General features: G+C 70.3%; 22 protein-coding genes and 1 pseudogene. 7 read left to right on the top strand and 16 right to left on the bottom strand.

Annotated features, from left to right (window positions below; genetic code table 11):
- The 3 genes and pseudogenes from ND748_RS06860 to ND748_RS06850 form a co-directional block, all read right to left on the bottom strand.
- The coding region (locus ND748_RS06860; RefSeq protein ID WP_308205598.1) for a biotin/lipoyl-containing protein at positions 1-311 on the bottom strand (311 nt) is incomplete at its 3' end.
- Between the two features lie 31 nt (positions 312-342).
- Entirely contained in the window at positions 343-1,416 is a 1,074-nt protein-coding gene (locus tag ND748_RS06855; protein WP_251744821.1) for an alpha-ketoacid dehydrogenase subunit beta, read from the bottom strand.
- A gap of 326 nt (positions 1,417-1,742) precedes the next feature.
- Positions 1,743-2,930 (bottom strand): annotated as a pseudogene (locus ND748_RS06850) (thiamine pyrophosphate-dependent dehydrogenase E1 component subunit alpha); the annotation flags it as partial.
- Between the two features lie 126 nt (positions 2,931-3,056).
- Between ND748_RS06850 and ND748_RS06845 the strand changes: the two are divergent.
- A complete protein-coding gene (locus ND748_RS06845) occupies positions 3,057-3,986 on the top strand; it encodes an LLM class F420-dependent oxidoreductase (RefSeq protein WP_374215862.1) in 930 nt (309 codons plus the stop codon).
- 190 nt (positions 3,987-4,176) lie between these two features.
- Positions 4,177-5,391, top strand: coding sequence for a CapA family protein (locus ND748_RS06840; protein WP_251744820.1), 1,215 nt, complete (start codon positions 4,177-4,179; stop codon positions 5,389-5,391).
- 67 nt (positions 5,392-5,458) lie between these two features.
- Here ND748_RS06840 and ND748_RS06835 read toward each other — a convergent pair whose 3' ends face one another.
- Complete coding sequence (locus ND748_RS06835) at positions 5,459-5,845, bottom strand: Fur family transcriptional regulator (protein ID WP_251744819.1); 387 nt, start codon at positions 5,843-5,845, stop codon at positions 5,459-5,461.
- A 562-nt stretch (positions 5,846-6,407) separates the two neighbouring features.
- Between ND748_RS06835 and ND748_RS06830 the strand changes: the two genes are divergently transcribed.
- Positions 6,408-6,809, top strand: a complete 402-nt coding sequence (locus ND748_RS06830; protein WP_251744818.1) for an SCO5389 family protein — start codon at positions 6,408-6,410, stop codon at positions 6,807-6,809.
- 88 nt (positions 6,810-6,897) lie between these two features.
- Positions 6,898-7,524 (top strand): hypothetical protein, encoded by a 627-nt coding sequence (locus ND748_RS06825; RefSeq protein WP_251744817.1) that lies wholly within the window; start codon positions 6,898-6,900, stop codon positions 7,522-7,524.
- Here ND748_RS06825 and ND748_RS06820 read toward each other — a convergent pair.
- The 6 genes from ND748_RS06820 to ND748_RS06795 all read right to left on the bottom strand — a co-directional run bounded on the left by ND748_RS06820 (position 7,481) and on the right by ND748_RS06795 (position 13,935).
- Positions 7,481-9,142 carry a hypothetical protein gene (locus tag ND748_RS06820; RefSeq protein ID WP_251744816.1) on the bottom strand — a complete coding sequence of 554 codons (1,662 nt, stop codon included), beginning with the start codon at positions 9,140-9,142 and terminating at the stop codon, positions 7,481-7,483. The genes ND748_RS06825 and ND748_RS06820 overlap by 44 nt on opposite strands.
- Before the next feature lie 58 nt (positions 9,143-9,200).
- Positions 9,201-10,415 (bottom strand): pyridoxal phosphate-dependent aminotransferase, encoded by a 1,215-nt coding sequence (locus ND748_RS06815; protein ID WP_251744815.1) that lies wholly within the window; start codon positions 10,413-10,415, stop codon positions 9,201-9,203.
- Complete coding sequence (locus ND748_RS06810; RefSeq protein ID WP_251744814.1) at positions 10,416-11,300, bottom strand: metal ABC transporter permease; 885 nt, start codon at positions 11,298-11,300, stop codon at positions 10,416-10,418.
- Entirely contained in the window at positions 11,297-12,148 is an 852-nt protein-coding gene (locus ND748_RS06805) for a metal ABC transporter permease (RefSeq protein WP_251744813.1), read from the bottom strand. The genes ND748_RS06810 and ND748_RS06805 overlap by 4 nt, the downstream gene beginning before the upstream one ends.
- Positions 12,145-12,903, bottom strand: a complete 759-nt coding sequence (locus ND748_RS06800) for a metal ABC transporter ATP-binding protein (protein WP_251744812.1) — start codon at positions 12,901-12,903, stop codon at positions 12,145-12,147. Before ND748_RS06800 ends, ND748_RS06805 begins: the two co-directional genes overlap by 4 nt.
- A gap of 258 nt (positions 12,904-13,161) precedes the next feature.
- Positions 13,162-13,935: a DUF2470 domain-containing protein gene (locus ND748_RS06795; protein WP_251744811.1), complete on the bottom strand. Its 774-nt coding sequence runs from the start codon at positions 13,933-13,935 to the stop codon at positions 13,162-13,164.
- A gap of 212 nt (positions 13,936-14,147) precedes the next feature.
- Between ND748_RS06795 and ND748_RS06790 the strand changes: the two genes are divergently transcribed.
- Positions 14,148-14,483, top strand: coding sequence for a type II toxin-antitoxin system VapB family antitoxin (locus ND748_RS06790; protein ID WP_251744810.1), 336 nt, complete (start codon positions 14,148-14,150; stop codon positions 14,481-14,483).
- On the opposite strand, the gene ND748_RS06785 is transcribed toward ND748_RS06790, so the two are convergent.
- From ND748_RS06785 to ND748_RS06775, 3 genes are all read right to left on the bottom strand, one after another.
- A complete protein-coding gene (locus tag ND748_RS06785) occupies positions 14,462-14,818 on the bottom strand; it encodes a hypothetical protein (RefSeq protein WP_251744809.1) in 357 nt (118 codons plus the stop codon). The genes ND748_RS06790 and ND748_RS06785 overlap by 22 nt on opposite strands.
- A 137-nt stretch (positions 14,819-14,955) precedes the next feature.
- Positions 14,956-16,281, bottom strand: coding sequence for an HNH endonuclease signature motif containing protein (locus tag ND748_RS06780; RefSeq protein ID WP_251744808.1), 1,326 nt, complete (start codon positions 16,279-16,281; stop codon positions 14,956-14,958).
- Positions 16,282-16,593: 312 nt separating this feature from the next.
- Entirely contained in the window at positions 16,594-17,238 is a 645-nt protein-coding gene (locus ND748_RS06775) for a response regulator transcription factor (RefSeq protein ID WP_251744807.1), read from the bottom strand.
- A gap of 895 nt (positions 17,239-18,133) precedes the next feature.
- Between ND748_RS06775 and ND748_RS06770 the strand changes: the two genes are divergently transcribed.
- Positions 18,134-18,859 carry a YcnI family protein gene (locus tag ND748_RS06770; protein ID WP_251744806.1) on the top strand — a complete coding sequence of 242 codons (726 nt, stop codon included), beginning with the start codon at positions 18,134-18,136 and terminating at the stop codon, positions 18,857-18,859.
- A 28-nt stretch (positions 18,860-18,887) separates the two neighbouring features.
- Positions 18,888-20,555: a copper resistance protein CopC gene (locus tag ND748_RS06765; RefSeq protein WP_251744805.1), complete on the top strand. Its 1,668-nt coding sequence runs from the start codon at positions 18,888-18,890 to the stop codon at positions 20,553-20,555.
- A gap of 10 nt (positions 20,556-20,565) precedes the next feature.
- On the opposite strand, the gene ND748_RS06760 is transcribed toward ND748_RS06765, so the two are convergent.
- The 3 genes from ND748_RS06760 to mscL all read right to left on the bottom strand — a co-directional run bounded on the left by ND748_RS06760 (position 20,566) and on the right by mscL (position 24,767).
- On the bottom strand, positions 20,566-22,071 hold the full coding sequence (locus ND748_RS06760) for an RNA polymerase subunit sigma-24 (protein WP_251744804.1): 1,506 nt from the start codon (positions 22,069-22,071) through the stop codon (positions 20,566-20,568).
- A 440-nt stretch (positions 22,072-22,511) separates the two neighbouring features.
- Complete coding sequence (locus tag ND748_RS06755; RefSeq protein ID WP_251744803.1) at positions 22,512-24,263, bottom strand: S1C family serine protease; 1,752 nt, start codon at positions 24,261-24,263, stop codon at positions 22,512-22,514.
- A gap of 108 nt (positions 24,264-24,371) precedes the next feature.
- Positions 24,372-24,767, bottom strand: coding sequence for a large conductance mechanosensitive channel protein MscL (gene mscL / locus ND748_RS06750; RefSeq protein ID WP_251744802.1), 396 nt, complete (start codon positions 24,765-24,767; stop codon positions 24,372-24,374).
- Between the last annotated feature and the right edge of the window lie 712 nt (positions 24,768-25,479).

The following is a 25,479-nucleotide window of genomic DNA, read 5'->3' as shown; positions in this document are numbered from 1 at the left end:
CCGCCGGCGGACCCGGATGCGGCCGCCGCCGATGCTGGGGCCGCATCCGCGGGCTCGGGCTGCCCCGCGTCGGCCGTCCGGACCGTCAGCAGCGGTTCGCCGACGGCCAGAGTGCTGCCCGCTTCGCTGTGGATCTCCGCCAGGATCCCGGCGAACGGACTCGGGATCTCGACGACCGCCTTGGCGGTCTCGACCTCCACGAGCGGCTGGTTCACCGTGACGGAGTCGCCGACCTGGACGAGCCAGCGGACGACGTCCGCGTCGGTCAGACCCTCGCCCAGGTCAGGGAGCCGGAACTGTCGCTGCGCCACGGGGAACCCCAGTTCGGATAGTGCGGGCGGGTCAGTAGCCGAAGGACCGGTCCACCGCGTCGAGGATGCGGTCGACGTCGGGCAGGTAGTGGTCCTCGAGGCGGGCGGGCGGGTAAGGGGTGTCGAACCCGGTGACCCGCAGCACCGGTGCCTCCAACGAGTAGAACGCCTGCTCGCAGACGCGGGCGGCGACCTCGGCGGAGACCGAGACGTTCGACGGCGCTTCGTGCACCACGACCAGCCGGCCGGTCCGCCGCACGGAGGCGAGCACCGGCCCGAGGTCGAGGGGGGACAACGAGCGCAGGTCGACGACCTCCAACGAACGGCCGTCGTCGGCCGCGCTGACCTCGGCGGCGTCCAGGCAGGTCCGCACCGTCGGGCCGTAGCCGACCAGGGTCGCGTCGGTGCCCGCGCGCACCACCACGCTGCTGTGCAGACCGGTGGTCTCGGCCGAGGACGGCTCGCCCAGCGGACGGGGGTCCACGACCGCCTTCTCCCAGTACCGCCGCTTCGGTTCCAGGAAGATGATCGGGTCGTCCGAGCGGATCGCCTGCTGGATCATGTGATGGGCGTCGACCGGGTTCGAGCAGGCGACGACCTTCAGCCCCGCGGTGTGGCAGAAGTACGCCTCCGGGGACTCGCTGTGATGCTCGACGGCGCCGATGCCTCCGCCGAACGGGATGCGGATCGTCACCGGCAGCCTGATCCGCCCGCCAGAGCGGTAGTGCAGCTTCGCGAGCTGGCTGACGATCTGGTCGAACGCGGGATAGACGAAGCCGTCGAACTGGATCTCGCAGACGGGCCGGTAGCCGCGCATGGCCAACCCGATCGCGGTTCCGATGATCGCGGACTCGGCCAGCGGCGTGTCGATGACCCGGGCTTCACCGAACTCCTTCTGCAGGCCGTCGGTCACCCGGAACACGCCGCCGAGGGTGCCCACGTCCTCACCCATCACCACGACCTTGGGATCCGCCGCCATCGCCGAGCGCAGGCCCAGGTTCAACGCCTTCGCAAGCGTGATCGGCACGGGGGTGGCGGGCTCGCCGGTCCGTCCCCCACCGACCTCGGCGGGCTGCTCGCCAGTGATGACGGCTCCGCTGGTCACCACGCCTCCCCTGGCACGTGCGCCTCCCCTGATACGTGCGTCCCGCCTGCAATCTGCGTCCCGCCAGATACGTGCGTCCCGCCGGGTATCTGCGTCCCGCCTGGTACGTGCGTCCCGCCCGCCACGAGTCCACCCTTCACGCCGAACCCATCCCTCACGCCGAGCTCATCTCGCCCGCCGAGCCGATCTCCGGTGTCAAGCCGATCTCCGGTGTCGTGCCGATCGCCGGTGTCGTGCCGATCTCCGGTGTCGTGCCGATCGCCGGTGTCGAGCCGATCCTCCCGGTCGAGCCGGTCGTCCGTCCCGCTGTCACCCGGCTCGAGCGTCGCGGCGAACATCGAACGTTGCTCCGCCACCAACCCATTCTCGGTGACCTGCACATGGTCGAACAGGCTGGTGGGCGCCGGGTCGAGCATCGCCGTGCAGCGGGCCCGCAGCTCGTGGGCGAAGGCGTCGGCCTCAAGGGCAAGATGGCGGTCACGTTCCTCACCGAGCTGGCCACGGGCCGCAAGATGAGCGCGCATCCGGTCCAGGGGATCACGCTGATGCCACGCCTCAAGCTCCGCCGAGGACCGGTAGCGGGTGGGGTCGTCGGCCGTGGTGTGCGCGCCCATCCGGTAGGTGACCGCCTCGACCAGCACCGGCCCGCGGCCGGCTCGCGCGGTCGCCAGCGCCCACCGGGACACGGCGAGGCACGCCAGTACGTCGTTGCCGTCGACGCGGACGCTGGGAAAGCCGAATCCGGCCGCCCGGTGGAAGATCTCGATCCGGCTCTGCCGGCGGGTCGGCTCCGAGATGGCCCAGTGGTTGTTCTGGCAGAAGAACACCAGTGGGGCGCAGTACACACTCGCCCAGCCGAACGCCTCGCTGACGTCGCCCTCGCTGGACGCGCCGTCGCCGAAATAGACGATGGTGGCGCCGGCCGAGCGGTCCCAGGCCATCCCCATCGCATAGCCGGTGGCGTGCAGCGTCTGCGAACCGACGACGATCGAGTAGAGGGCGAAGCCGTGCGTGGCCGGATCCCAGCCGCCAAGGTTGACGCCGCGGAAGATGGCCAGGACCGCTGCCGGATCGACGCCCCGGCACCAGGCCACCCCGTGCTCGCGGTAGGACGGGAACGCCATGTCGTCGGGTCCGAGCGCCCGTCCGGACCCGATCTGCGCGGCTTCCTGGCCGCGCAGGCTCGCCCACAGTCCGAGCTCACCCTGCCGCTGCAGGCTGGTCGCCTCCTCGTCCATGCGTCGGACCAGCACCATGTCCCGGTACAGGCCGAACAGCTCGTCGTCGGTGAGATCGGCGACGTACGCGGGCAGGTCGATGTCGACGGCGGTGAGCTCCCCACTCGGCAGGCCGGCGTTCGGACCGGCCACCGGCGGACCAGCCACCGGCAGGCCGGGCGTCAGACGGTCGGGTGTCCAACGGTCGGGCGGCGCGGCGGGCGGCGCGTCCGGATCGGGCGTCCTGGCCCGGGACGCGGCGGTGATCCGATGACCGGTCGGAGTGAGTAGCTGCATGAGCTCCGTCACACTCGGCAACGATAGACCTCAGACGGAGGCCGGCAACCCGATCTGTGAGTCCGGCGCGCGCGTGGTCACGTCGCCCCGCTCGGTGCCGGGGCTGTGGGTCGATACGGTGTCGCGGTGACGAGTGCGCAGGACGTGCCCCGCCCGCCGGCCCGCCGCGACATCGGGAAGGTCGGGATCTGGAGCGGGCAGTTCGACTTCTCCCCGGCCGGCGTCGTCCGGGAGACCATCGCCGAGCTCGACGAGCTCGGCTATCCGACCCTCTGGACGGGCGAGGTCAAGGGCCGGGAGGTCCTGGTCACCGCGAGCCTCGCCCTCGCGGCCACCTCGCGGATCACGATCGCGACCGGGATCGCGCAGATCCTCGCCCGCAATCCGCTGACGATGACCGCCGCGCAGCTCGCCCTCGCGGAGGCCTTCCCCGGCCGGTTCCTGCTCGGACTGGGCGTCTCCCACGCCGAGCTGATGCACATCCGGGGCGCCCCCTACACCCGCCCGCTCGCGCAGATGGCGGCCTACCTCGACGAGATGGACCGGATGGCCGCCGAGCAGTACCGGGCGGTGGCGCCGGCCGAGCTGCCGCCGCGGGTCCTCGCCGCGCTCGGGCCGAAGATGCTGGGTCTCGCCCGCGACCGCGCCGACGGCGCGCACACCTACTTCGTCCCGCCCGAGCACACCGCGGTGGCCCGCGAGATTCTCGGTCCGGACAAGCTGCTCGTTCCCGAGCAGGCGTTCGTTCTGCACGACGACCCCGAGCAGGCCCGGGAGCTGGCGCGCCGACACACCGGGTCCTACCTGCGGCTGCCGAACTACACGTCCAACCTGCGCAGGTTCGGGTTCGACGACGACGATCTCGCCGGCGGGGGCTCCGACCGCCTGGTCGACACGATCGTCCCCTGGGGCGGCCCCGACGTCCTGCTCGGCCGGCTCAAGGAGCATCTCGACGCCGGGGCCGACCAGGTCGCCGTGCAGGTCCTGGACTTCGACCGCCGCGGGCTGCCCCGTCAGCAGTGGCGCGAGCTGGCACCGGCGCTGTCGGCCCTGTGACTGCGGTCGGCCCTGTGACTGCGGTCGACCCCCGCCGTCGAGGCCCTGTGACTGACTGCCGTCAACCTGGCCACTGCCGCCGACCAGGCTGTCCCCCTGTCCCGGCTGTCGGTCCGGTGACGTCCACTGGCCTGGCGCGACGAGGTCGGCGAGGCTTGCCGGACGGGGACGTCGGACGGAGGAACGCGGCATGGGCGGCGGGGGGTTCGCGCGTCGGTTGACCGGGCGTCGGTCGGCAGGCGCGGCGTTGGCCCTCGCCGCGGCCGGAGTCCTGCTGGTCGGGCTCGTCGCCTGCTCGATGCCCTACGGCGACGACGCGGATCCGACTCCCGCGCCGACCGGTGCGACCGCCACGGCGGCCAGCCTGAGCGGGCCCGGTTCCCGGCAGACCCCAGGCGCGGTCGCCGGGGGCACCGGTGCGGCCGATGGCTCCGGCCCGGTCGGGAACGGCCCGCGACGGCCGACGGGGCAGCCCGTCACGATCGCTTTCGGCGGTGACATCCACTTCGCCGGCACGCCCGGCCAGCGCCTCGCGGCTGATCCCGCCACAGCGATCGGGCCGATCGCGGCGACCTTGTCCGCTGCGGACCTCGCAGTCGCGAACCTGGAGACCGCGGTGACCGACGGCGGCACCCCGGCGCAGAAGGAGTTCACCTTCCGCGCGCCGCCCACCGCGTTCGACGCGGTGCGCGCCGCCGGCATCGATGTCGTGACCATGGCGAACAATCACGGCATGGACTACGGCCTGATCGGGCTGCAGGACTCGCTGCGCCATGCCAGCGACGCCCACTTCCCGGTCATCGGCATCGGCGAGGACGACACCAGGGCCTTCGCCCCGTACACGACGACGGTGAAGGGGCAGCGCATCGCCGTCATCGGAGCGACCCAGGTCCTCGACGACCAGCTCATCACCGCCTGGACCGCCGGGCCGCACAAGCCTGGCCTCGCCTCGGCGAAGGAGGTCGACAAGCTGGTCGCCGCCGTGCGAGGCGCGCGGGCGCGAGCCGACACCGTTGTCGTGTTCCTGCACTGGGGAGTCGAGCAGCAGCAGTGCCCGAGCGACGCGCAGCGATCCCTGGTCCCCCGGCTCACCGCGGCCGGCGCGGACGTCGTCGTCGGCAGTCACGCCCACGTCCTGCTCGGAGCGGGTTGGACCAGCGACGGCGTCTACGTCGACTACGGCCTGGGGAACTTCGTCTTCTACTCCTCCGGGCCCGGGCGCAACACCGAGTCCGGGGTGTTGCGCCTGACCGTGGCCGGCAGGGCGGTCACCGACGCCACCTGGGTGCCCGCCCGGATCGTGGGGGGCGCGCCGCGGCCGCTGAGCGGCGCCGCCGGCAGCCAGGCGCTCGCCGCCTGGAACGCCCTGCGTGGCTGCACCGGCCTCGCGGCCACCGCCCCTTGATGGTTCAGCCTTCGATGGTTCGACCTGCGATGGTTCAGCTTTCGATGGTTCGGCCTGGGGCGGCGGCTCAGGAAGCTGCCGCGCAGCCGGCGCACGTGCCGTAGATCTCCACGGTGTGCTCGACATCGACGAAGCCCTCGGCATCGGCGATGGCGGCGGTCCACGCCTCGATCTCCGGGCCGGCGATCTCCACGGTCCGCCCGCAGACTCGGCAGACAAGGTGGTGGTGGTGCGCCGCGGTGGCGCAGCGCCGGTAGACCGTCTCGCCGTCGTCGCGGCGGATCATGTCGACCTCACCCCGGTCCACCAGCACCTGGAGATGGCGGTACACGGTGGTCAGCCCGACCCCGGCGCCCCGCGAGCGCAGCAGGGCGTGCAGCTCCTGCGCGCTGGTGAAGGCGTCGGTCTCGGCGAGGGCGGCGCACACCGCATCGCCCTGCCGGGTGGCGCGCACCGTCGTCCCGCGCCCGGGTGCGCCGCGAGCTGTCGCGACGCCGCGGCCGGCTTGGGATGCTGCCCGGATCGCAGGACTGGCAGTCGCCGCAGGACTGGCAGTCGCCGCCGAGGTGGCTGGGGTGGCCGAGGTGGCCGAGGTGGCCGAGGTGGCTGGGACGGCTGGGACGGCTGGGGTCGCTGGGACGGCTGGGGTCGCTGGGTCCGGCCACGAGGAGGGGTCCGCCTCAGTCGATCTGGTCTCGTCCCTCGCGATGCTCACCGCCACTCCTTTCGCCAAAGCCGTGCCGTGATCTGAGAGGCCCCGAAAGTCCGAGTTCCTCGGAGGTCCGAGGTGTCCCGGAGGTCCGAGGCGCCGCCGATTCCGGCCGGGTCGCGACGTCCTCGCGGCTCGGGTCGCGGCTCGGGGTGCTTCACGGTCTCATTTTCTCATCTTCGCGCGCCGTCAGGGCCGTTCGACCGACCCGGATGGCACTCAGATGGCAACGTTATTGACAATGAAATTCATTTCCTAAAGGATGGATCGCAGCGGGGACAGGCCCGCCACCACCCTGGAGGTTCCAATGTCACTGACAGTTACTCCGCAGCTCGTCGAGGCAGCCCGCGCCGGTGAACTGACCGACGAGGCGTTCCTGGACTGCGTCCGCACCTCGCTGCCGTTCGCCTATGAGCTGGTTGAGCGGCTCGCGGCCGAGCTCGGGCCGGCCCGCGCCGCCGGATCGGACTTCGCCGCCTTCGACGGCACGCCGCCCACCGACGCGGAGGGCGGCCAGCTACTGCGGGCGATGGCCAGCACCTCCATCCGCTCGGCGCTGGAGCGGCGGTTCGGCGTGGCCCTGGTGTTTCAGAACTGCCACCGGGTCGGCATGTTCGGCCTCGACGCGGTCGGTGGGCAGCAGTACCGGCAGTTCGTCTCCGATGAGGCGCAGGTCCTCAATCAGAAGCCTGAGCTCGTCAACTGCTGAGCTCCCCCGGCGCCGGCCGGCCACTGCCTGCGGCATAACCTTTGCGCTGCGTCGGGTGTCTGGGCCGGATGGGCGGAGGAGGATCGGCATGGCGCGGCAGGGCGGCCGGCCGGGTTGGCTGCATGAGCCGGACCCGTTGCAGAATCCGATCGGAAGCCGGCTCGCCATCCTCGGCGTGATCGCACTGGTCATCGGTGGCGCGGTGGCCATCCTGACCGGGGATGGACGGCCTGCGTCCGGCCTGCCCGCCGGTGGCGCGCACGCCGGCACCCCCGCCCCCGTCGCGGCGGCCTCCGTCTCGGCCGTCCCGGTGTCCACCGAGAACGACGCCGCGGAGCTTGCGTCCTGGTACCACGGAAGTGAGGGACTACGGATCCGGGTGGCTACCGACGTGGCCGCCGTCCGTTCCCAGCTCGCCGCGCAGAACGGCGCCGCCCTGAAACCCGCGTGCGCCGCCCTCGGGACCGACACCTCGGCGGCGATCACCGCACCGGTGCCCCCCACCGCCGGGGCGCGGGCGAGTTATGACGCGGGAGGCCGCGGCTATACCGCCGCCTCGGCCTCCTGCGCCCAGTTGTTCGACGGCACCCGCATCGAGGTCGGTGTCCTGCAGCAGCGCATCGCCACCTCGCTGGCCGACGGTGACCGAGAGTGGACAGCACTGGCGGCGCTCATCGGCCAGCCGATGGCGTCGGCGGCCCCCGCCGCCCCGTGACCGTGCAGCGGTCCAGCTCGTGCAGCGTCCCGGTCAGTGGGAACGAGCGGACGCCGCGGTTGCACCATCCGCCGCTGCGCAGGGTGGCGAGTTCCGCGACCGTGCCCCGACGGTCGTAGGCGAGGACGAACAACAGGATGCGCCGCGGGGGATGCTGGCGGGTCCGCACAGCCCGCTCCGCCCCGCCGCGACCGATCGCGTTCAGGAACGTCGTCGCCGAGCGCGGCACCCGTGCCCCCGGCCGCCGCGGACCGTCGGCGCTGAGCTCCATCCCGTACAGCCAGCCCGCCCGAGCAAGGCGGCCGCCGACAATGACGGCGTCACCCGGGCGGTACTGGTCGCGCACCGCCAGCGTGGCGGCCACCATGCCCTCGATCGGGCGCACCTCGTGGCGCTCCCGCCACATGGTGCCGATCCCGGCCGCCGCGCAGATGGGCGTCACCGCGACGCCCGCGAGGCAGACCACGCTGGCCGCCCTGACGACGCGACCGCGACCCCTCTCACCCCCAACGCCGCTCTCGCCGCCAACGCCGCTCTCGCCGCCAACACCAACTCCGCGGCGCTGACGGGCCGCGGCCGCCAGCTCGCCCGCGCCGACCGCCGCGACGATGGTCAGCAGCGGGACCAGGAACAGGTTCGGCCGGCACGCCCCGAAGGGCCAGTAACGCCCGCCGCTCGCGGCGAGCTGCAGGAGCTCGGCGCCGACCAGGCACCACAGCAGAGTCGCGCCGTCGGCGCGGCGCCGCAGCGTCCGGGCGCCCGCGAGCATGGCGACGGCCGTCGCCGTCCCCACCAGGGTCGTGGCGAGTCGGTGGCCCTCGAGCAGGGAATGCACCAGGTTGGGGTCGTAGCGGTCGATGCCGGGCGGCGCACCGCCCAGCACCGCGCGGGTCTGGTCGGCGGTGAAACGCAGCCCGCCGAGGGCGCCTCGCCCGGCGAGGAACTGCTCGTCCCAGAAGTGGCTCGCGCGCTGGCTGGACTGGTGGGAGACGAACAGCAGGGTGTGCCCGCCGGCCAGCAGCAGCGCCGGCGCGGCGCGCCACCCGGTTCGGCGGTCGCGCACGAGGTCGCCCACGGCCAGCGGTACCAGCAGGAACACGGCGGGCAGCGAGACCGCGGCCAGGGCGCCGGCGGCAGTCCGGTTCCGCAGCGGCGCGCCGGGCGCCGTCCACAGGGCGTACACCGCGAGGGAGACGACCGCCTCGAGGACGTACGGCTTGAGCTGGGTGCCGGAGTCGACGACGGTGCCACTCAGTGCCACCGCGACCGCGCCGCCCGCGGCCGGGAGGACGCCGGTGAAGCGCCGCGCGGACAGGAACGTCGCCACCGCCAGCACCGGCAGCCAGATTCCGGCCATGACGGTGCGCAGCGCCCAGGCATGCCAGCCGAAAACGTCGCCGGTCATCCGGGTCAGCGCAATCGATCCCAGCGACGACGGCGCGTTCGCCGACCTGAGCTCCGACCAGAACGTCGGCCACGGCTCGCCGGCGAAGTGCGGGCGCCAGAGCTCGTCGTACCAGAGCGGCCGCCCGATCCGGGTGTGCAGCGCGATCTCCACCGCAATGGCGGCGGCGGCGAGCAGGAGCGCGACCCGCAGGTCGCGGCGCACGTTGTCCACAGGTTTTCCACAAGCCGCCGCCTGCCTGTGGACAACCTCGTCGATGGTGTCGATAGGACTAGTTCTGCTTGTACCGGGCCAGGAACCGGTCGATCCGCCCGACCGCGTCGGTGAGATCGTCCACCGAGGGCAGCGTCACGATCCGGACGTGGTCGGGATGCGGCCAGTTGAAGCCGGTGCCCTGAACAAGAAGGATCTTCTCGGCCGCCAGCAGGTCGAAGACGAACCGCTCGTCGTCCTCGATCGGGTAGACCTCGGGGTCGAGCCTCGGGAACGCGTACAGCGCACCTCGCGGCGGCACGCAGGACACGCCCGGGATGTCGTTGAGCAGCTTCACGACCGTGTCTCGCTGCTCCCGCAGCCGGCCGCCGGGCAGGACGAGATCGCCCGCACCGCCGTTCTCGGCGAGTGCGGCGAGCGTGGCGAACTGTCCGGGCACGTTCGCGCACAGCCGCATGTTCGCGAGGATGTTCAGCCCCTCGATGTAGGACGAGGCGTGTCCGCGCGGGCCCGACAGCACCATCCACCCGGACCGGAATCCGGCCAGCCGGTACGCCTTCGACAGCCCGTTGAAGGTCATGCAGACCAGGTCCGGAGCCAGCGACGCGGTTGCGATGTGCTCAGCATCGTCGTAGAGGATCCGGTCGTAGATCTCGTCGGACAGCAGCATCAGATGGTGGCGCCGCGCGACCTCGACGATGCCCTCCAGCACTCGCCGGTCGTAGACGGCGCCGGTGGGATTGTTCGGGTTGATGATGACGATCGCCCTGGTCCGCGGGGTGACCTTGCGAGCGATGTCCGCGACGTCCGGCGCCCAGTCGGCGGTCTCGTCGCAGAGGTAGTGCACCGGCCGCCCACCGCAGAGGCTCACCACGGCCGTCCACAACGGGTAGTCGGGCGCCGGCAGTAGCACCTCGTCGCCGTTGTTGAGCAACGCCTGCAACGACATCATGATCATTTCGGAGACGCCGTTGCCCAGATACACACTTTCGGAGGTGATCCCGTTGATGCCCTTGCGGTTGTGGTACGCCACCACCGCCTCGCGCGCGGCGCGCAGGCCCTTGGAGTCGCTGTACCCCTGTGCGTCCGCCAGGTTTGCCACGACGGCCTCAAGTACCTCCGGCGGTGCGGAGAAGCCGAACGGCGCCGGGTTGCCGATGTTCAGCTTGAGGATGCGCGCGCCCGCGGCTTCCAGCCGGGTCGCTTCGTCGAGGACAGGCCCACGGACGTCGTAACAGACGTCGGCGAGCTTGTCGGACTGGGTGAACTCCATCTACCCAGAGTAGGTGGGGCGTCCAGCGGATTTCCGGCGGCCCGCGACCGCGACGGCCAGTTCACCCCACGGGAGTGACCGCAACACCAGCGAGACCATGAAGAACGCGGCGACGGAGAGGACGATCGCACCCCCGGCCGCGACGTTCCACTGCTCGCTGACAGCGAGCCCCAGCACCCCTGACGCGACGCCGACCCCCATGGCCACGGCGGTCATCGTGGATGTCCGCGAGCACCAGAGCCGGGCGGTCGCCGCCGGACCCACGATCAGGGCGACCGCCATGATCGTGCCGACGGCGGGCAGGGAGGTCACCACCGTCGCCTCGAGTGCCAGCAGCAGGACGAGATCGAGCCGGCGGGCTGGATAGCCCGCGGCGGCGAGGGCGTCCGGATCGAAGGCGGCGAGGTGCAGCTCCTTGCGCAGCGCTGCCAGTACCCCCAGCACGACCGCCGCCGTCACCGCGCTGACAACGAGATCGCTCGGCTGGACGGTGAGGACCGATCCGACCAGGAAGGCGGTGAGGTCCCGGCTGAAGCCCTCCTGGGTCGACATCAACGCCATCCCCAGGGCGAAGCCGCCGGAGAGCACCACGGCGGTGACGCTGGTGGTCTCCCGGCCGTGCTCGGCGCCGCGCGGGCCGGTCAGCGCCGCCACGACAGCCACGAGAAGCACGCCGAACACTCCCGCGCCGAGGACGAGGCCCAGCCCGAGGAGTGTCGCGATCACCACTCCAGGAAAGGTCGCATGCGTCAACGCCGTGGTCAGGAAGCTCAGCCGACGCAGCACGACATGGACGCCGACCGCACCGCAGAGCACTCCGACGATCACGACTTCCACAAGCGCGCGCCGCACGTACCCGTCGCCGAGCGAGGAGAACAGGGTCATCGCCGCACCAGCCGCCGGGTGGCCTGACCGAGCGTCACCAGGGCGTAGAAGGCGACCAGGACGAGCACGATGGTGGCTCCGGCGGCGAGCCGCAGATCGTGACCCACCGAGGCCTCGTAACTGGTGGCGAGCCCCAGCCAGGCGCCGACCATGCCGACGAACACCGCCACGGCGAGGATGACGCCGAGACGCGCGGACAGCAGCCGCGCCGTCGCGGCCGGCACGACGAGCATCGCGATCACGAGCACGGTCCCGACAGCCTGGACAGAGGCGACCACGACCAGCGCGATCAGCATGTTGCTGACCAGATCGAGCGCGGTGATCCGGTAGCCCGCCGCCCGCGCCCACTCGGGATCGAAGGCCCGCAGCAGCAGCTCCTTGCCCATCCCGAGCAGGACCAGGCCGGCCAGGACGGTTACCGCCGCGGTGACCACGATGTCCGCCGTGTCGATGGTCAGCACGTGCCCGAACAGGAAGGCGGTGAGATCGGCGGTGTATGAATGCTGCCGCGAGATGAGGATCACCCCTACCGCGAAGAAGGCGGTCAGCAGCACGGCCAGGGTCGCGTCCTCGTTCACGCGCCGGGTCGCCGCGATCGCCGTGAACAGGGCCGCGGCGGCCACCGCGCAGACGAGCGCGCCCGGCACGATGCCGGACCGGCCCGAGACCAGAAACCCGACGACGACGCCGGGAAAGACGGTGTGGGTGACGGCGTCAGTCAAGAACGCCAGCCGTCGCAGCAGCACGTACACGCCGACCGCGCCGCAGAGTGCACCGAGGAGCAGCGCCTCGACGAGCGCCCGTGTCATATACGGCCGGTCAAACGGCGCGACCAGAACGTCGATCATGAGCGGGCGACGATCAGCCCGCGATCGCCCAGCTCCAACGCCGCTCCGCCGTAGGCGGCCCGCAGCAGGTCGGGGGTGAGTACGTCGGCGGGCGGCCCGAAGCCGAACTGATGCCGGTTGAGCAGGCAGATACCGTCGCAGGTCAACTGGGCCAGGCCCAGGTCATGTGTGGATACGACGACCGCGGCGCCGCCGGCCGCGAGAGTTTTGATCGTGGCCAGCAGAGCCTCCTGGGAGACCGCGTCGACCCCGTTGAAGGGCTCATCGAGTAGCAGCGCTTCCGGTTGCGCCGCGATCGCGCGCGCGAGCAGCACCCGCTGCCGCTGCCCCCCGGAGAGCGTGCCGAACCGGTCTGCCGCCCGGTCCGCGAGACCCACCGCCGCCAGTGCCTCGGCAGCCGCATCCCGGTCAGCCCGCCCGGGCGGCCGCAGCCAGCCGATCCGCCGGTAGCGGCCCATCAGGACGACCTGTGCCACCGAGATCGGGAAGTCCGGGTCAAGCGTGTCAGCCTGCGGGACATAGGCGACAAGCCGGCGCGCCTGTGCGGGTGGCCGACCGAGAACAGTGATCGATCCCGACGCGACCGGCACCAGGCCGAGCAGCGCCTTGATCAGGGTCGACTTGCCGGCGCCGTTCGGCCCGACGAGCGCGACGATCTCCCCTTGGCGCACTGTGCCGTGGACCTGCTCCAACGCAGGCACTCGCCCGTAGGCGATGCTCGCCTGGTCGAAGACGATCGCAGCGGGTCGGGACATGACCTAATTGGAAACGATTGTCGATGCCGATGTCAAATTGGACTCACACTGGTCGCCGTGGGCGATTGTCGCGAGGCGGTTGATCGCCGGTCCGGGCGGGTCGTCAGAGTCGTCAGGGAGGCGGCTGCGGGCGATCGGAGCAAGGCCAATCGGGCGGATCGCCTCATCGGGTCCGCAGCTCGTGCACGGCGGTGCGCACATCGTCGTCCGGCGCGGGGGCGGTGGCGAGCGCCGGCACGGCGACCAACGCCATAGGCGTCATTCCGAGGTGTTGGCCGACTGGTCCAGCAATCGACGCAGTTCGCGGCCGAGGGAGCGCGGTTCGACGAGCGGCTGCCGGAAGGCGACTCGTACCTGCTCGGCTCCGGCACCGTCCACCCGCCACAGGTCCATGCCGTACCGATCCAGGCCGCTGACCTGCACGCCGGCGATGTCACCCTCGAGCGCAGCCGGCAGCGCGTGTCGGGCGAGCTGGCGCATCTGATCCGCGTGTCCGACGTTGAGATGCTCGATGAGCTCCGGCGCGTAGGCGCTGATCAGATCCGGCTCGGCAAACGCATAGGAGGCCAGGTCGATGCGCCGACCCACCGTGGCAGAGGGCCATCGGCGTGGACGGCCGTCCCTGACCACCGTGGGTAGACAGAGCACCACATCGTCGACCGAGAGCGCCAGCACGGAAAGGCCATCGGTGAGGCCATCCTCCGTGCTGACCGTGCGACCCAGATCGGCGAGCCGGCTCATGATCTGCTCTGTGGTGCCCGGCACCACCCGCAGCGGACCGGTCAGGATCAGGCGCTCGCCAGCGTGTCCTGGCACCTCGACCCAGCTCCGCTTCGCGTTCTTGGCGGCGCTGGCCAGCCGGCCGCCGGTGCCTGCCATCAGCACCGGCTCACCCCCGTCGTCGATTACTCCCACCCAGCCCCGTGCCTGCTCGCAGGGGAGAGTGAGCAGGGCCGTACGGCCACCGGCAAGGACCGTCCTCGCCCGTTGCGCCATAGTGATCATGTCTTGTGCGTGGGCTGGCGACGTCACCGAGACCTCCATGCATTCAGGTAAGCCTTACTTAAGCCAGGCCTGGCGTGGAGGTCAAGGGATACGCCGACTCGATGGGGGGATCCGCCACCCGGCCGTGGTCCTGATGTCCACCCGGTTCCCGCTCCGGGCCGACCGGGGTCTTATAGACGAGGCGAGGATTCTAGGCTGTCGTAGTCGACGGATGTCTCGCCCTCGAGGAGGAGGTGCCGGTGATCTTCAAGTTGGTCGGAGACGGTCGCCCGTACCCCGAGCACGGCCTTGGCCAGCGGGACTGGGCGGCCATTCCCCCTCGCCAGGTCCGGCTCGATCAGCTCGTCACGACGAAACGGGTACTGGCGCTCGATGTGCTGCTCGATGAGGACTCGACCTTCTACGGAGACCTCTTCCCGCATGTGATCGAATGGCGGGGCGCTCTCTACCTCGAGGATGGGCTGCATCGGGCGGTCCGCGCGGCGCTGCAGCAGCGCACCTCGATACACGCCCGGGTCTACGTGCTTACCGGACCGGCACTGAGTGACTCCGCTCAGTCTTCGGTGGCGCGGTAGGTCACGTAGACGTCCTTGCCGACCCGGGCGAACAGGTACTGCGGGCACGTCGAGGACGGACGGTAGGCGGTGATCGGTCGGAAGACCGGCGACCGCATCACCGGCTTGAGGTTTCCGCCAGCGGTCCTCCTGGCCTGCCGGCCAGTGACATCCGGCGCGTCGGCTCGCTCGTACCACCCACCGCAGTAACGGATGTCGTGCGGCCGTGACGTCCAGGCCGGGGTGTGGAAGAACCACAGGAGGTAGGCCGTCCGCATCATCAGAACCAGCAGAAGAATGATCAACACAGATCGGAGGAAGTTCCCAACTCGTCCGGACGCGAGGATGGGGCTCACAAGACTGGGAGCCTACGGGCATCGCCTCACGTAGCCAGGCAACCGACCTCGTGTCACGCCAGACTGGGTCACGAGACGGGACGTCTGGACGAGTGCGACGTGTCCGGATCGACTGGCACTCGTCCCCGCGGGGGCGCTCACGCAGCCTGTCCGGCCGAGGATCTGCGGTCTGGCCCAGGGGGCGCGGCGGAGCGGAAGATGCGTAGCGGGTCGGGATCGCTGCTGATCGGTGGTGCCTCCTGCATGACCGTTCCATCCGGATGGAAGACCAGGAGCTCTCCAGTCGGCCGTCGCTCGAGGGTCAGGCCTCTGTCGTGAATCAGCCGGTGATGGAGTGAACAGAGTAGAATCAGATTCACGGGGTCCGTCACCCCGCTCTCGGCACCCCATTCCTGCAGGTGATGCACCTGAAGCCATTGGGTATGCCGGCAACCCGGATACCGGCAGACGCCCTTATCTCGCGCATAGATGGCCCGCCGCAACTTGGTGGATGGGCTCCGTCGGGTGCGGCCGAGTGCGAGCGGGTTTCCTTTCGAGTCGGTCAGAAATGCGCGAAGAAGGCTGTCACAGGACAGCCGACGGACGACACTGGGCGCGAGCGTGGCACCGCCCTCGATCTCGCAGATCCGGCCCCTCAGCTCCTCCTTCTCTGCGCTCTGGGTGCGGTCGTCCCGACGATGCGCGGCCTCGCCGATCAAAGTGTCGATATCGACATGCACGTTGACGGTGTATGAGGTTGGATCGGTTAGTCCCGGTGCGCCGTGGGCGAGGAAGGACGCCGCGATTCCGGTGAGCGCGTCGACTCGCCGAGCCCGCGGTACCGTCTTTTCCTGGTCGTCGTTCGCGGAATCGGTTCCAATCTTTCCGTCGTCACGTGGTCCGGTCGTCTGGTCCAGACTCGACGCGGCCATCGCGAGGGCCTTGGCGACCACCGCGCCACGTTCCGAATCCAGATGAGCAAGCAAGAAGAAAGTGCCGTCCTCGTTCCAGTGCCAGGAACAGCGTACAGAGTCCCTCTTGCCGCCGTTCTTCTCGCGGCCGTTCCGGCCGTCCGACTTGATCTTCGACTGGAGGGAGACGAGTCGTTCGAGCTCGCGGGCTGAGCATCGCGCCGCCTCGCCAGCCCACTCGGCCTCCGTGTCTGGAGTTGCGACGCGGGTGATGGCTCGGACCTTGGAGTAGGAGATCTCACCTCGGGCGAAGGTGGCACTGATCTGCGGAAGAGTCTGGAGTGCGCGAGCGACCCGCAGATACTCGTAGCTCGCGCGCAGGCCGATCCCGCAGCGCCAGGCCAACCAGTGGGCACAGGTCGGGAGCCCGGTCGCGGACCAGCCCTTCCGACGGTCGAAGGCGGCGATCAGAGTCAGCCAGCGGCAGGTCGCGGCCGAGAGGCGACCTGCCCAGCTGCAGACTTCCACCTCAAGGTCAGGGAGGGGGACGGCATTCAGATCATCATCGAACACGTGTTCGATGATGCGTCACGTCGGCATCCTCGTCAAGTGCCGTGCGTCGACGCCATTATCTCTGAAGTAGATCATCGGAGGCAACGGTAGTCCCCTTGGTTCTGTGGCGGCGAATACCGATGCTTCTATGTACCGCGGTGCGGTATCTCGCCCTTGTGGTCGTTGGCGCGTCCATCGGAGCGTCCTCGATGGGTATTCCATGGGGGATGATCCGTTGCCGCGCGCCGAGTCTGCTTGACGGGGTTGCGCAAGAGTCGCATAATCGATCAAACGTTCGAATCGCTGGAAGGGGTAGGTGGTCGGCCTGGCCGCTCAGCTCCGAAGATAGGCGAGGACCGCCAAGACCCGACGGTGGTCCTTCGTCGTAGGCTCGAGCCCGAGTTTGGAGAAGACATTTGAGATATGTTTCTCGACGGCGCCACTGCTCACGACCAGGTGTGCGGCGATCGCGATGTTTGATCGGCCCTCGGCCATGAGAGTGAGGACCTCTCGTTCCCGAGGAGTCAGTGCGGACATGGGGTCGTTGCGACGATTCCGAACGAGAAGCTGTGCCACCACTTCCGGATCCATGACGGTGCCGCCTGCGGCGACCCGACGTACCGCGTCGACGAACTCACGCACATCGGCAACGCGGTCCTTCAGGAGATAGCCGACGGCGCCCGCGCCGTCAGCGAGAAGCTCCGCCGCGTACTGCTTTTCGACGTACTGGCTGAGAACGAGAACCGGTGAGCCAGTGACCTCGGAGCGGGCCCTGATCGCGGCTCGCAGCCCTTCGTCGCGGTGGGACGGAGGCATCCGGACGTCCACGACGGAGACGTCGGGCTGGTGCGTCACCACCGCATCGACCAGGCCAGGCCCGTCTCCGACCGTGGCGACGACCTCGCAACCGGCGTCGGTGAGAAGGCGGCGCAGCCCTTCACGGAGCAGTACCGAATCCTCGGCGATGACCACCCGCACGATGCATCAGCCCTTCTTCGGGATCCTGGGCTCCGGCGACGGAGAACGCCGACGCTACCCGTGGATGGGCGCTGACCGTCCGAGGTTGGCGGATGTCAGGGGCTGCTGCCAGCAGGGCAACTGACAGCTTCACGACGTTCCGGGAGGGGGGATGGCGATGAGCGGGCCGGACATGGCAGTCTTGGTCCCTGTGAGCACAGGTTGGTCGGCGAGCGGAGGGACGGCTCGCCTTGGACGAGCGGCCACCTTCGCGTCGTCCTCCGTGTGTCTGGCGTGGGCGGCGCACGTCGCTGGTGGTGCCCAGCGGTCGCCGGCCAGCGTGATGATCATCGCTTTTCTTCTGCTCACCCGGATCTCCTACGGCCTCGGTGGCCGGGAGCGGCGCCTTCCGATGCTCGTGGCAGGCGTCGCGGGGACCCAGGTTCTGCTCCACATCACCTTCGCTCTCGCGCATTCGCATTCGCACTCGCATCGGATGGGCGGCTACTCGATCGATGCGCGGATGGTGATCGCGCACGGTCTTGCGACGGTGTGCGTCGCGGTGTTGCTACGCCGCGCGGAGCGGGTGCTGTGGTTGGCATCCGGGCTCCGTCCCCGTGAGGTCTTGTTCCGTCTGTTCCGGCCGGTGGCGGATCGGGCCGTGCCCTCGGTGCCGCCAGTGCCAAGCGTCGACGTTCGCCGACGGGCCCCCCATCCCCACACCCGTCCGATCGGGCCATCCGCCCGTAGGCGTGGTCCGCCGCAGGGCCAGCCGGAGATCGGTCGGTCGGGACGGTGCGCCACAGACTGCTCACCGCTGCTTTTTGCCGTGGCCTGACGAACGACACTCCGGCGCCCGAGAGACACGGAATCTCTGTGTTCCCGCTGCGCTGTGGGACCGTTTGAAAGGATTTATATGATTCGCCTCTTTCGGCGTGCGAGCGTACTCGGCGTGGTTGCCGGCACGGCCGTACTCGCCATGACATTGCCGGCCTCCGCGCACGTCACCGTTCAGCCCTCGACGGCGTCCGCAGGTAGCTACGCCACGCTCTCGTTCAAGGTGCCGACCGAGGAAGACAACGCTTCCACCACCGGTATCGATGTGCAGTTCCCCGTGGACACACCGCTCGCATCGGTGTCGGTACAGCCCAAGGCCGGCTGGACCTACAAGGTTGCAAAGGCAGCGCCGGCGAAGCCTCTGAGTACCGACGACGGCCAGGTGAACGAGGTGGTCACCCGCATCACCTGGACGGCGCAGGGGAGTGAGGGGATCAAGCCTGGGGAGTTTGACACGTTCACCGTCTCCGCCGGTCCGTTGCCGGAGAAGGCCGGACAGCTCACCTTCAAGACGCTGCAGACCTATTCGAACGGGGACGTGGTGAGGTGGGTCGATGTCGCGCAACCTGGAGCCGGGGAACCGGAGAAGCCAGCACCGTCGCTGACGGTCACAGCGGCCGGGGCGGGCGCGGGTTCATCCACCGGCGCCCACGATTCGGCGTCGATGCAGAACGTCGCGGAAACCTCGCAGCCCGATGGCAGCGATGGGACCGCCCGCTGGCTCGGGATAGTCGGGGTGGTTCTGGGCGCGCTCGGTCTGCTGGCCGGTGCCTTCGCGCTGGTGACCTCGCGGCGGCGGGCGTAGCTCCATGCGAAGAGTGATGGTGGTGATCATGGCCGTTCTGGCCATGGTCACCACCTCGATCGGGCTTGGGCTCGGCGTCGCGCCAGCGTCCGCCCACGCCCTGCTGACGGGCACCAGCCCGGCGGACGGCGCGGCGCTCGCCGCGGCGCCGACCCGGATTGTGATCAGTTACAGCGAGTCGGTTCGGGTTTCGCGGGATTCCATCCGAGTGCTCGATTCGGCCGGTGCCCGGGTCGACGACGGACAGGCCCGCTCGGGGCAGAAAGCGTCCCAGGCGATGGTCGCGCTGCGACCCAATCTGCCCAAAGGCACCTACGTGGCGAGCTGGCGGGTCATCTCCGCGGACAGTCACCCGATCTCCGGTGCCTTCGCCTTCGGCGTGGGCGGACCGCCCGAGGCCGGGGCTGCCAGCGCGGAGGCGGACACCTCCGGTTCGCGGACGGTCGGCCTTCTGTTCGGCGTCGCGCGGTTCGCTGGTTACTCCGGTGTCGGCGTTCTGCTGGGGGCCTGCTTCTTTCTGCTGATGCTGTGGCCGCAGGGGCAGCGGGCGAGCGGTGCAAGCCAGCTTGTGGCGGGGGCATGGGGGCTGTCGGTGCTCGCGGGGCTGGGGCAGCTGGTCCTACAGGGGCCATACGCAGCCGGGCTGGGATTGAGCGGGCTGGGCCGCTGGTCGGTGTTGTCGGCGACGCTGGAGGAGCAGTTCGGTCACCTGTTGCTGATCCGACTGCTTGCGCTCTGTCTCGCGGTTCCGCTGTTTCGCCGGATGTTCCGTGTCGGCTCACTGGATGTGTGGCGCACCTGCGAGCTGGCGGGCCTCGGACTCGTGGTGGCGGTGACCCTGGCGGCGATCGGCCATGGCAGTGCAGGGGATCTGGTGTGGCTAGCGACGGCCAGCTTGACGGTGCACGTGCTCGGCATGTCCGTGTGGATCGGCGGGCTGGTGGTCATCGCGTTCCTCCTGGTCCGCCGGGCGGCGGCGGTGGAGCTGGCGGAGGTGCTCCCGCGTTGGTCGCGGGTGGCAGCCGTGGCCGTGGCCGCGATCGTGATCAGTGGCCTGTTCCAGAGTTGGCGGGAGATCGGAACGCTCCGAGCGGTCATCGACACCAGCTACGGGCGATTGCTGCTTTACAAGGTGTGGTTTGTCCTTGGCATGATCGCTCTCGGCGCCCTCGCTCAGCGCTGGGTGCGCCGCCACTACGCAGGCGATCATGCGGATGTCCGCTCCGGTCAGGACGGGACGGCAACGGTGCCCAGTGTCGCCGCGCTGACCGGGCTGCGGCGTGGTGTCGCTTCGGAGCTGGTCGTCGGGGCGGTGGTGCTGGGGCTCACCGCGACCCTGGTGAACATGATTCCCGCGCGCACCAGCTATGCACCGCCGTTCACCGGCACGGCGTTCGCCGGCCCGATGACGGTGAAGGTGCGGGTCGCCCCGACCAGGATCGGAGCCGAGTCACTGGACGTCTACACCTGGGCGCCCAGTGGCAAGCCGCAGAAGCTGGTGCAGGCGAGCGCGGCGCTGTCCCTGCCGACCGCGGATCTTGGGCCGTTCGAGGTACCGCTCGACCTGGCTGCGCCGGGGCATGCACGTAGCGACCGGGTGCAGGCGCCCTTGGTGGGCAAATGGCAGCTCCGCCTGACCCTGCGGATCAACGATTTCGATCAGTACGTGACGACGCTGTTCTACACCGTCCGCTGAGAGGTGGCGGCTAGACCGAGATCGGTGCCGGACCGGCGACGGGGCCGACGATGCGCTCGTCGGACTCGGACGGGACGGCACCGGTCGGGCTCGTGCCTTCCGTACTGCCAGTGCCGTCGGTACTGCCAGTGCCTCCGGTACTGCCGGGCTTCCCGGTACTGCCAGTGCCTTCGGTAGTGCCGGGAACCCCACTACTGTCAGTGCCTTCGGTGCTGCGGGTGCTCTGGCCTGTCGGCGGCCGGGCGGATTGTTGTTGGGGGTTGGACGGGGCGGCTGGCGCCGACGGGGCATTTCCTCCGCGCGTCGCCGTGGACGGTGGCGTGGCGCTGGTCGGTCGCGCGCTTACCGACGATGAGACGGTGGCTGTCGGCTGAGGCGCCTGTGCCCCTGGCGGGGTCGTCGAGACCGGGTTCCCGGAGGTCCTGGGAGTGCCGAAGGTGCCGGGGGTCGGAGAGGTCGGAGCCGTCGTGGACGCGGCGGTGCCGGCCGGGAGCCTCGGCGGAATGGTGCGCGACGCAGAGGTCAGGGGCGCCCCCGAGATCGCGTGGGGGCGGTTGGTGCTTGGCGCGGCAGAGGGCTCGGACTTGTGCACGTCTCGAGCGATCGGCTCCACGAGGCGGGGCCGTACTTCCCTGGGCGCCGCGGCCCGGCTGGTGAAAGCGCCGGCCACTGTCGGGATGACGGTGGGGGCAGCCGCGGCGCGCCCGCTGGGGGCGGCGGGCGCGGTGGCGGGGCGAACCACGTCGAGAGACCGCGGGGGGCTCACCACCGCCACACCGGTCTCCGACATCAGGCGGGGATCGGACGACGGCCAGTTCATCGCCGCGGTGAGACCGACCACGGCGACGACGACCGCCGCCGCGGCAGCCATCGCCGGCCGGCTGCGCCAGTCCACGGTCCCCCGGCCGAGTGTCGGAGCGGTGATGGCGGGTTCGACCTCGGCGTCCATCCGCATCAGTGGCAGTGCGCGCACGGTGGCGGGGGCGATCAAAGTCTCTGCAGCGTCGGACGCGGGGGTGGCTCCGGGCCATGCCGGCGCCTTCACGAGGCTGATACCTCGGGGCGCCGTGGGCGCCGTGGGCGCCGCCGGTGGGGCGACTCGGCGGCTGGCGGCAGCGGCCTCCGCGACGGCGGCGGCGCGGTCGAAGGTGCGGGCGAGACCCACCCGCAGGCTGGCTGGCGCCGGCACCACGGAGCCGACCAGGAGTTCCTCGGGCGGCACGCCGTGGGGCACCGGGATGCTACGGGCCTGCGGGGAGCCCGACCAGGCCAGGGCGCTGCCGCGGGCGAGTTCCAGCAGCCAGGACCGCAGCCGGGCCGGGTCGCTCAGCGGGTTGAGGCGGGTGCGGGCGACCAGGGCAAACGCCGTACCTGCGGCTGCCCGGGCCACCGTGGGATCACCCAGGATCAGCAGACACATGGAGAAGACATCGTCCGCGTAGAGATCGTAGAGGTCGTCGAACGCCTGCCGATCGCCGCGTCGGACACGGGCGGCCAGGTCCGCGTCGTCGTCCATACTTTAGCTTCTCCCCGGTCGACTAACCGCGAGCCCGGAACGGATGGTGGGGTCAATGCTAGGAGGCGGGCCTCGCTAACGGGTGAACGTTGTGCGGATTTTGTTGTCGTCGATTCGACAGTCGGAATCACTTGACCCGCACGCTGGTAGCGTTTTGATAGCTTTTGCCTACTTGTAGTCACTTTCTTCGGTGATGGTGCGGGGCCGAGGTTGTCATGTCCCGCCGGCGGACTAGTTAGAAAGACGGGTGGACGAATAGCCCACCGGTGGCCTTGCCCCGAATTCCACTACCCGGGCCCAGCGGGCCTTCCAGTCCGGCTCGGCCATTCGGGACCGTCCGCCGGATTGGCTCACGATTATTGCGTGATCGGTATGTCGGCGCCGAAGCGGTGCAACAGCGACGACCAGGGCATTGCTCGGGACCGTACGCAGGGCCGTGATCAGGAGGTCGGTGGCTGCTGGGCGAGCCGGGTCTTCACGGTGCCGTTCTGGCCGTTGCGGGTGTACGTCACCTCGACCTCGTCCCCGATGGCGTGCGAGCGCACCGCCGCGATCAGGGAGTCGACATCGCTGACGGCCCGATTGCCGACCTTGGTGATCACGTCTCCGGTGCGGAGGCCGGCACCTTGCGCGGGGCCACCGGAGACCATCGACCGGATCTGCGCACCGGTTCCGCTGGACGCCGTCGAGCGCGTGTTCTCCGCCGCGGTCGACGCGGTGACGCCCAGGTAGGGATGCTGCGCGTGCCCGGTGGTGATGAGCTGGGTGGCCACCGATTCGGCGTAGTTGCCAGGGATCGCGAAACCGACGCCGATGTTGCCGGACTGCTGGCTGCCACCGAACGGACTGCCGCCGCCGCCCACGGTCGCGATCGCGCTGTTCACTCCGATGATCTCACCGCGGCTGTTGACCAGCGGGCCGCCGGAGTTGCCCGGGTTGATCGGCGCGTCGGTCTGGATCGCGTCGAGGACGGTGTTCTGCTGGTCCTGCACGGTCGAGTCGCCGGTGCGGACCGGACGGTGCACGGCGCTGACGATGCCGGAGGTGACCGTGCCGTTCAGGCCGAGCGGGCTGCCGACCGCCACCACCAGCTCGCCGATGCTCAACGAGTCGGAGTTGCCGAAGGTCGCCGCGGTCAGTCCCGAAGCGTTGATTTTGATGATGGCGAGGTCGGAGCTCGGGTCGGTCCCCACGACCTGCGCGTCGAAGGTGCGGCCGTCCTGCAGGGTGACCGTGAGTGTGCCGCCGTCGGAGGCGCCCGACACGACGTGGTTGTTCGTCAGGATGTGGCCGTCCGAGCGGATGACTGTCCCGGAGCCGGTGCCCGCCTCGCTGCTGGACTCCTCGGAGATCGTCACCACGCTGGGGAGGATCTTCTGCGCCGCGGCGGCGACGGTGCCGGAGGCCGCTGGGGAGGTGCCGCCGGAACTGTCGCTGCTGCGTTCGAGCCCGGCGGTGGTCACGACCGGGTTCCCGCTGTCGTTGTCGGCGACCAGGGCGCCAACGCCACCGCCGATGCCGGCGGAGACGAGGGCGATGGCCAGTCCCGCGGCCACCAGTCGGCGCCGCCGCCAGGGAGGCGGGGAGCCCGTTGCCGTCGTGAGTCGGCTGCCGTGGACGTCATACGTGGTAGGCGGAATACCGCCAGCGGGAGCGCCCCACTGGCCGCCCCACGGCTGCCCCCCCGCCGGTGGACCGGGTGGCAGACCAGACCCGTTCGGCCCGCCCGGGCCGCCGACTCCCGGGCCGCCGACTCCCGGGCCGCCGACTCCCGGAGCGCCCGGAGTGCCCGGGCCGTAGGGACCGCTCACCCCGCCGGGACCGGCGTTCGCCCTGACCACACCCTGCCCCGGACCGCCCTGCCCCGGACCGGGGCTGGGATGGCCCCAGGGCCCGGGTGCGAGACCACCGGTGTTGAACGGCGCCGTCTGGCCGGGGCCGGCGGCTGGGTGGATCGGTGCGGGAGCGCCGTAGGGCGCCCCGAGCGGGGCGGCGGGCGAAGATGTCACAGGACGGTCGGGCGCGGAGCTGCCGGGGCCGGCCGGGTGAGACTGATCCGTCCGGGAGCCGAAAGCGCCTTCGGCGGGTGGGGCCCAAGGGGACGGTGAGTCGTGCCCAGCGCCGGACTCCTCCCGGCCGCTGTCCGCCTGAGCGTCCTCGGCGCCGCTGCTGAAGGGGAGACGCGGTGTCATGGTAGGCACTTTCCCTTGCGAGCCTGAGCGATTCCTGAATGCCGACCAACGTTCGGGTAAGCGGTCGACAGGATGGATCGGTGCGGAGTCCCTCCGCGGTCGACCGGGTCAGGAGGCGGGACGGCGTTCCGTCAGTAGATCACGAATCTCGGTGAGCAGCCGTGCCTCGTCGGTCAGCACCGGGTCCGCCTCGGGCGGGAGCTGGCCCCGGGCGCGCCGGTCGTTGATGGTCTTCAGGGGGAGCACCACGACGAAGTAGATCACAGTCGCCACGGAGAGGAAGGCGATGACACTGTTGATGAACTCTCCGTAGCGAAAGACGCTGCCGTTAAGCGTGAACGTGAGAGCCGAGAAGTCGGGCTTGCCGAAGATCGCCGCGATCAACGGGGTGAAGATGGTCTTCACCAGGGATGTCACGACTGCCGTGAAGGCGGTGCCGATCACTACGGCGACCGCGAGGTCGACCACGTTCCCCCGCATGAGGAACTGCTTGAAGCCCTTCAACGACGATCCCCCCATCAGGCGCGCGGTGCGCCATGGGAGGATACCGCCCCAGGCCGGTGGTATCCGGCCCGGCCCCTATGCCCATGGCGGGCTGTTGTCAACTAGGCGCGCGCTATGCCTCGGCAACTCCGTGGTACACCGGTGGGACGAACGAATCTGTGCGGGGGCTCGGGATCGGAGGTCGTCTGGTGACGGACGGTGCGCGACGGGCCGAGTGGGACGATGACCACCGCCAGCCCGGCTACCGTCGGCCCGGGGAAAACCTCCCGCCGCGCGGGCCTTACCCGCCGGTCGATCCAGCAGTCCACCCAGCCACGGCCGCAGGCTATGACGGTCAACCCGTCCTTGACGGTCGCGGCGGCCCGCCCGCCGCCGGCGGCTATGCCAATCGGCCCGCCGCCGGCGGCTATACCAATCGGCCCGCCGACCGTGGCTATGGCGGTCCGCCCACCTCCGGTGGTTACGGCCCGCGGCCGCCGACCGCGGGCTATGGGACAGATACCGGCGCCTACGACCCCGGCGGCCCGTCGGCCGGTTCCCACCTTTCCGAAGGTGCTGGCGGCGGATTCGGGCCGGCGGACGGCGCGGGAGACGATTCGTACGGTCGAGGCCGCCGCCCGCAGGGCCGCAACGACGGCCCGGGCCCGGCCGGCGCCGGAACCTCAATGCGCAGGGCGCTCGTCCCGCCGGTCGGCGGTCGGCGGGTGGCGGG

Origin of the sequence: Frankia sp. AiPs1 (assembly GCF_023716945.1) — a bacterium.
Lineage (GTDB): Bacteria > Actinomycetota > Actinomycetes > Frankiales > Frankiaceae > Frankia.
Note: the sequence above shows the minus strand (reverse complement) of the source record. Positions and strands in the feature narration are given on the sequence as shown.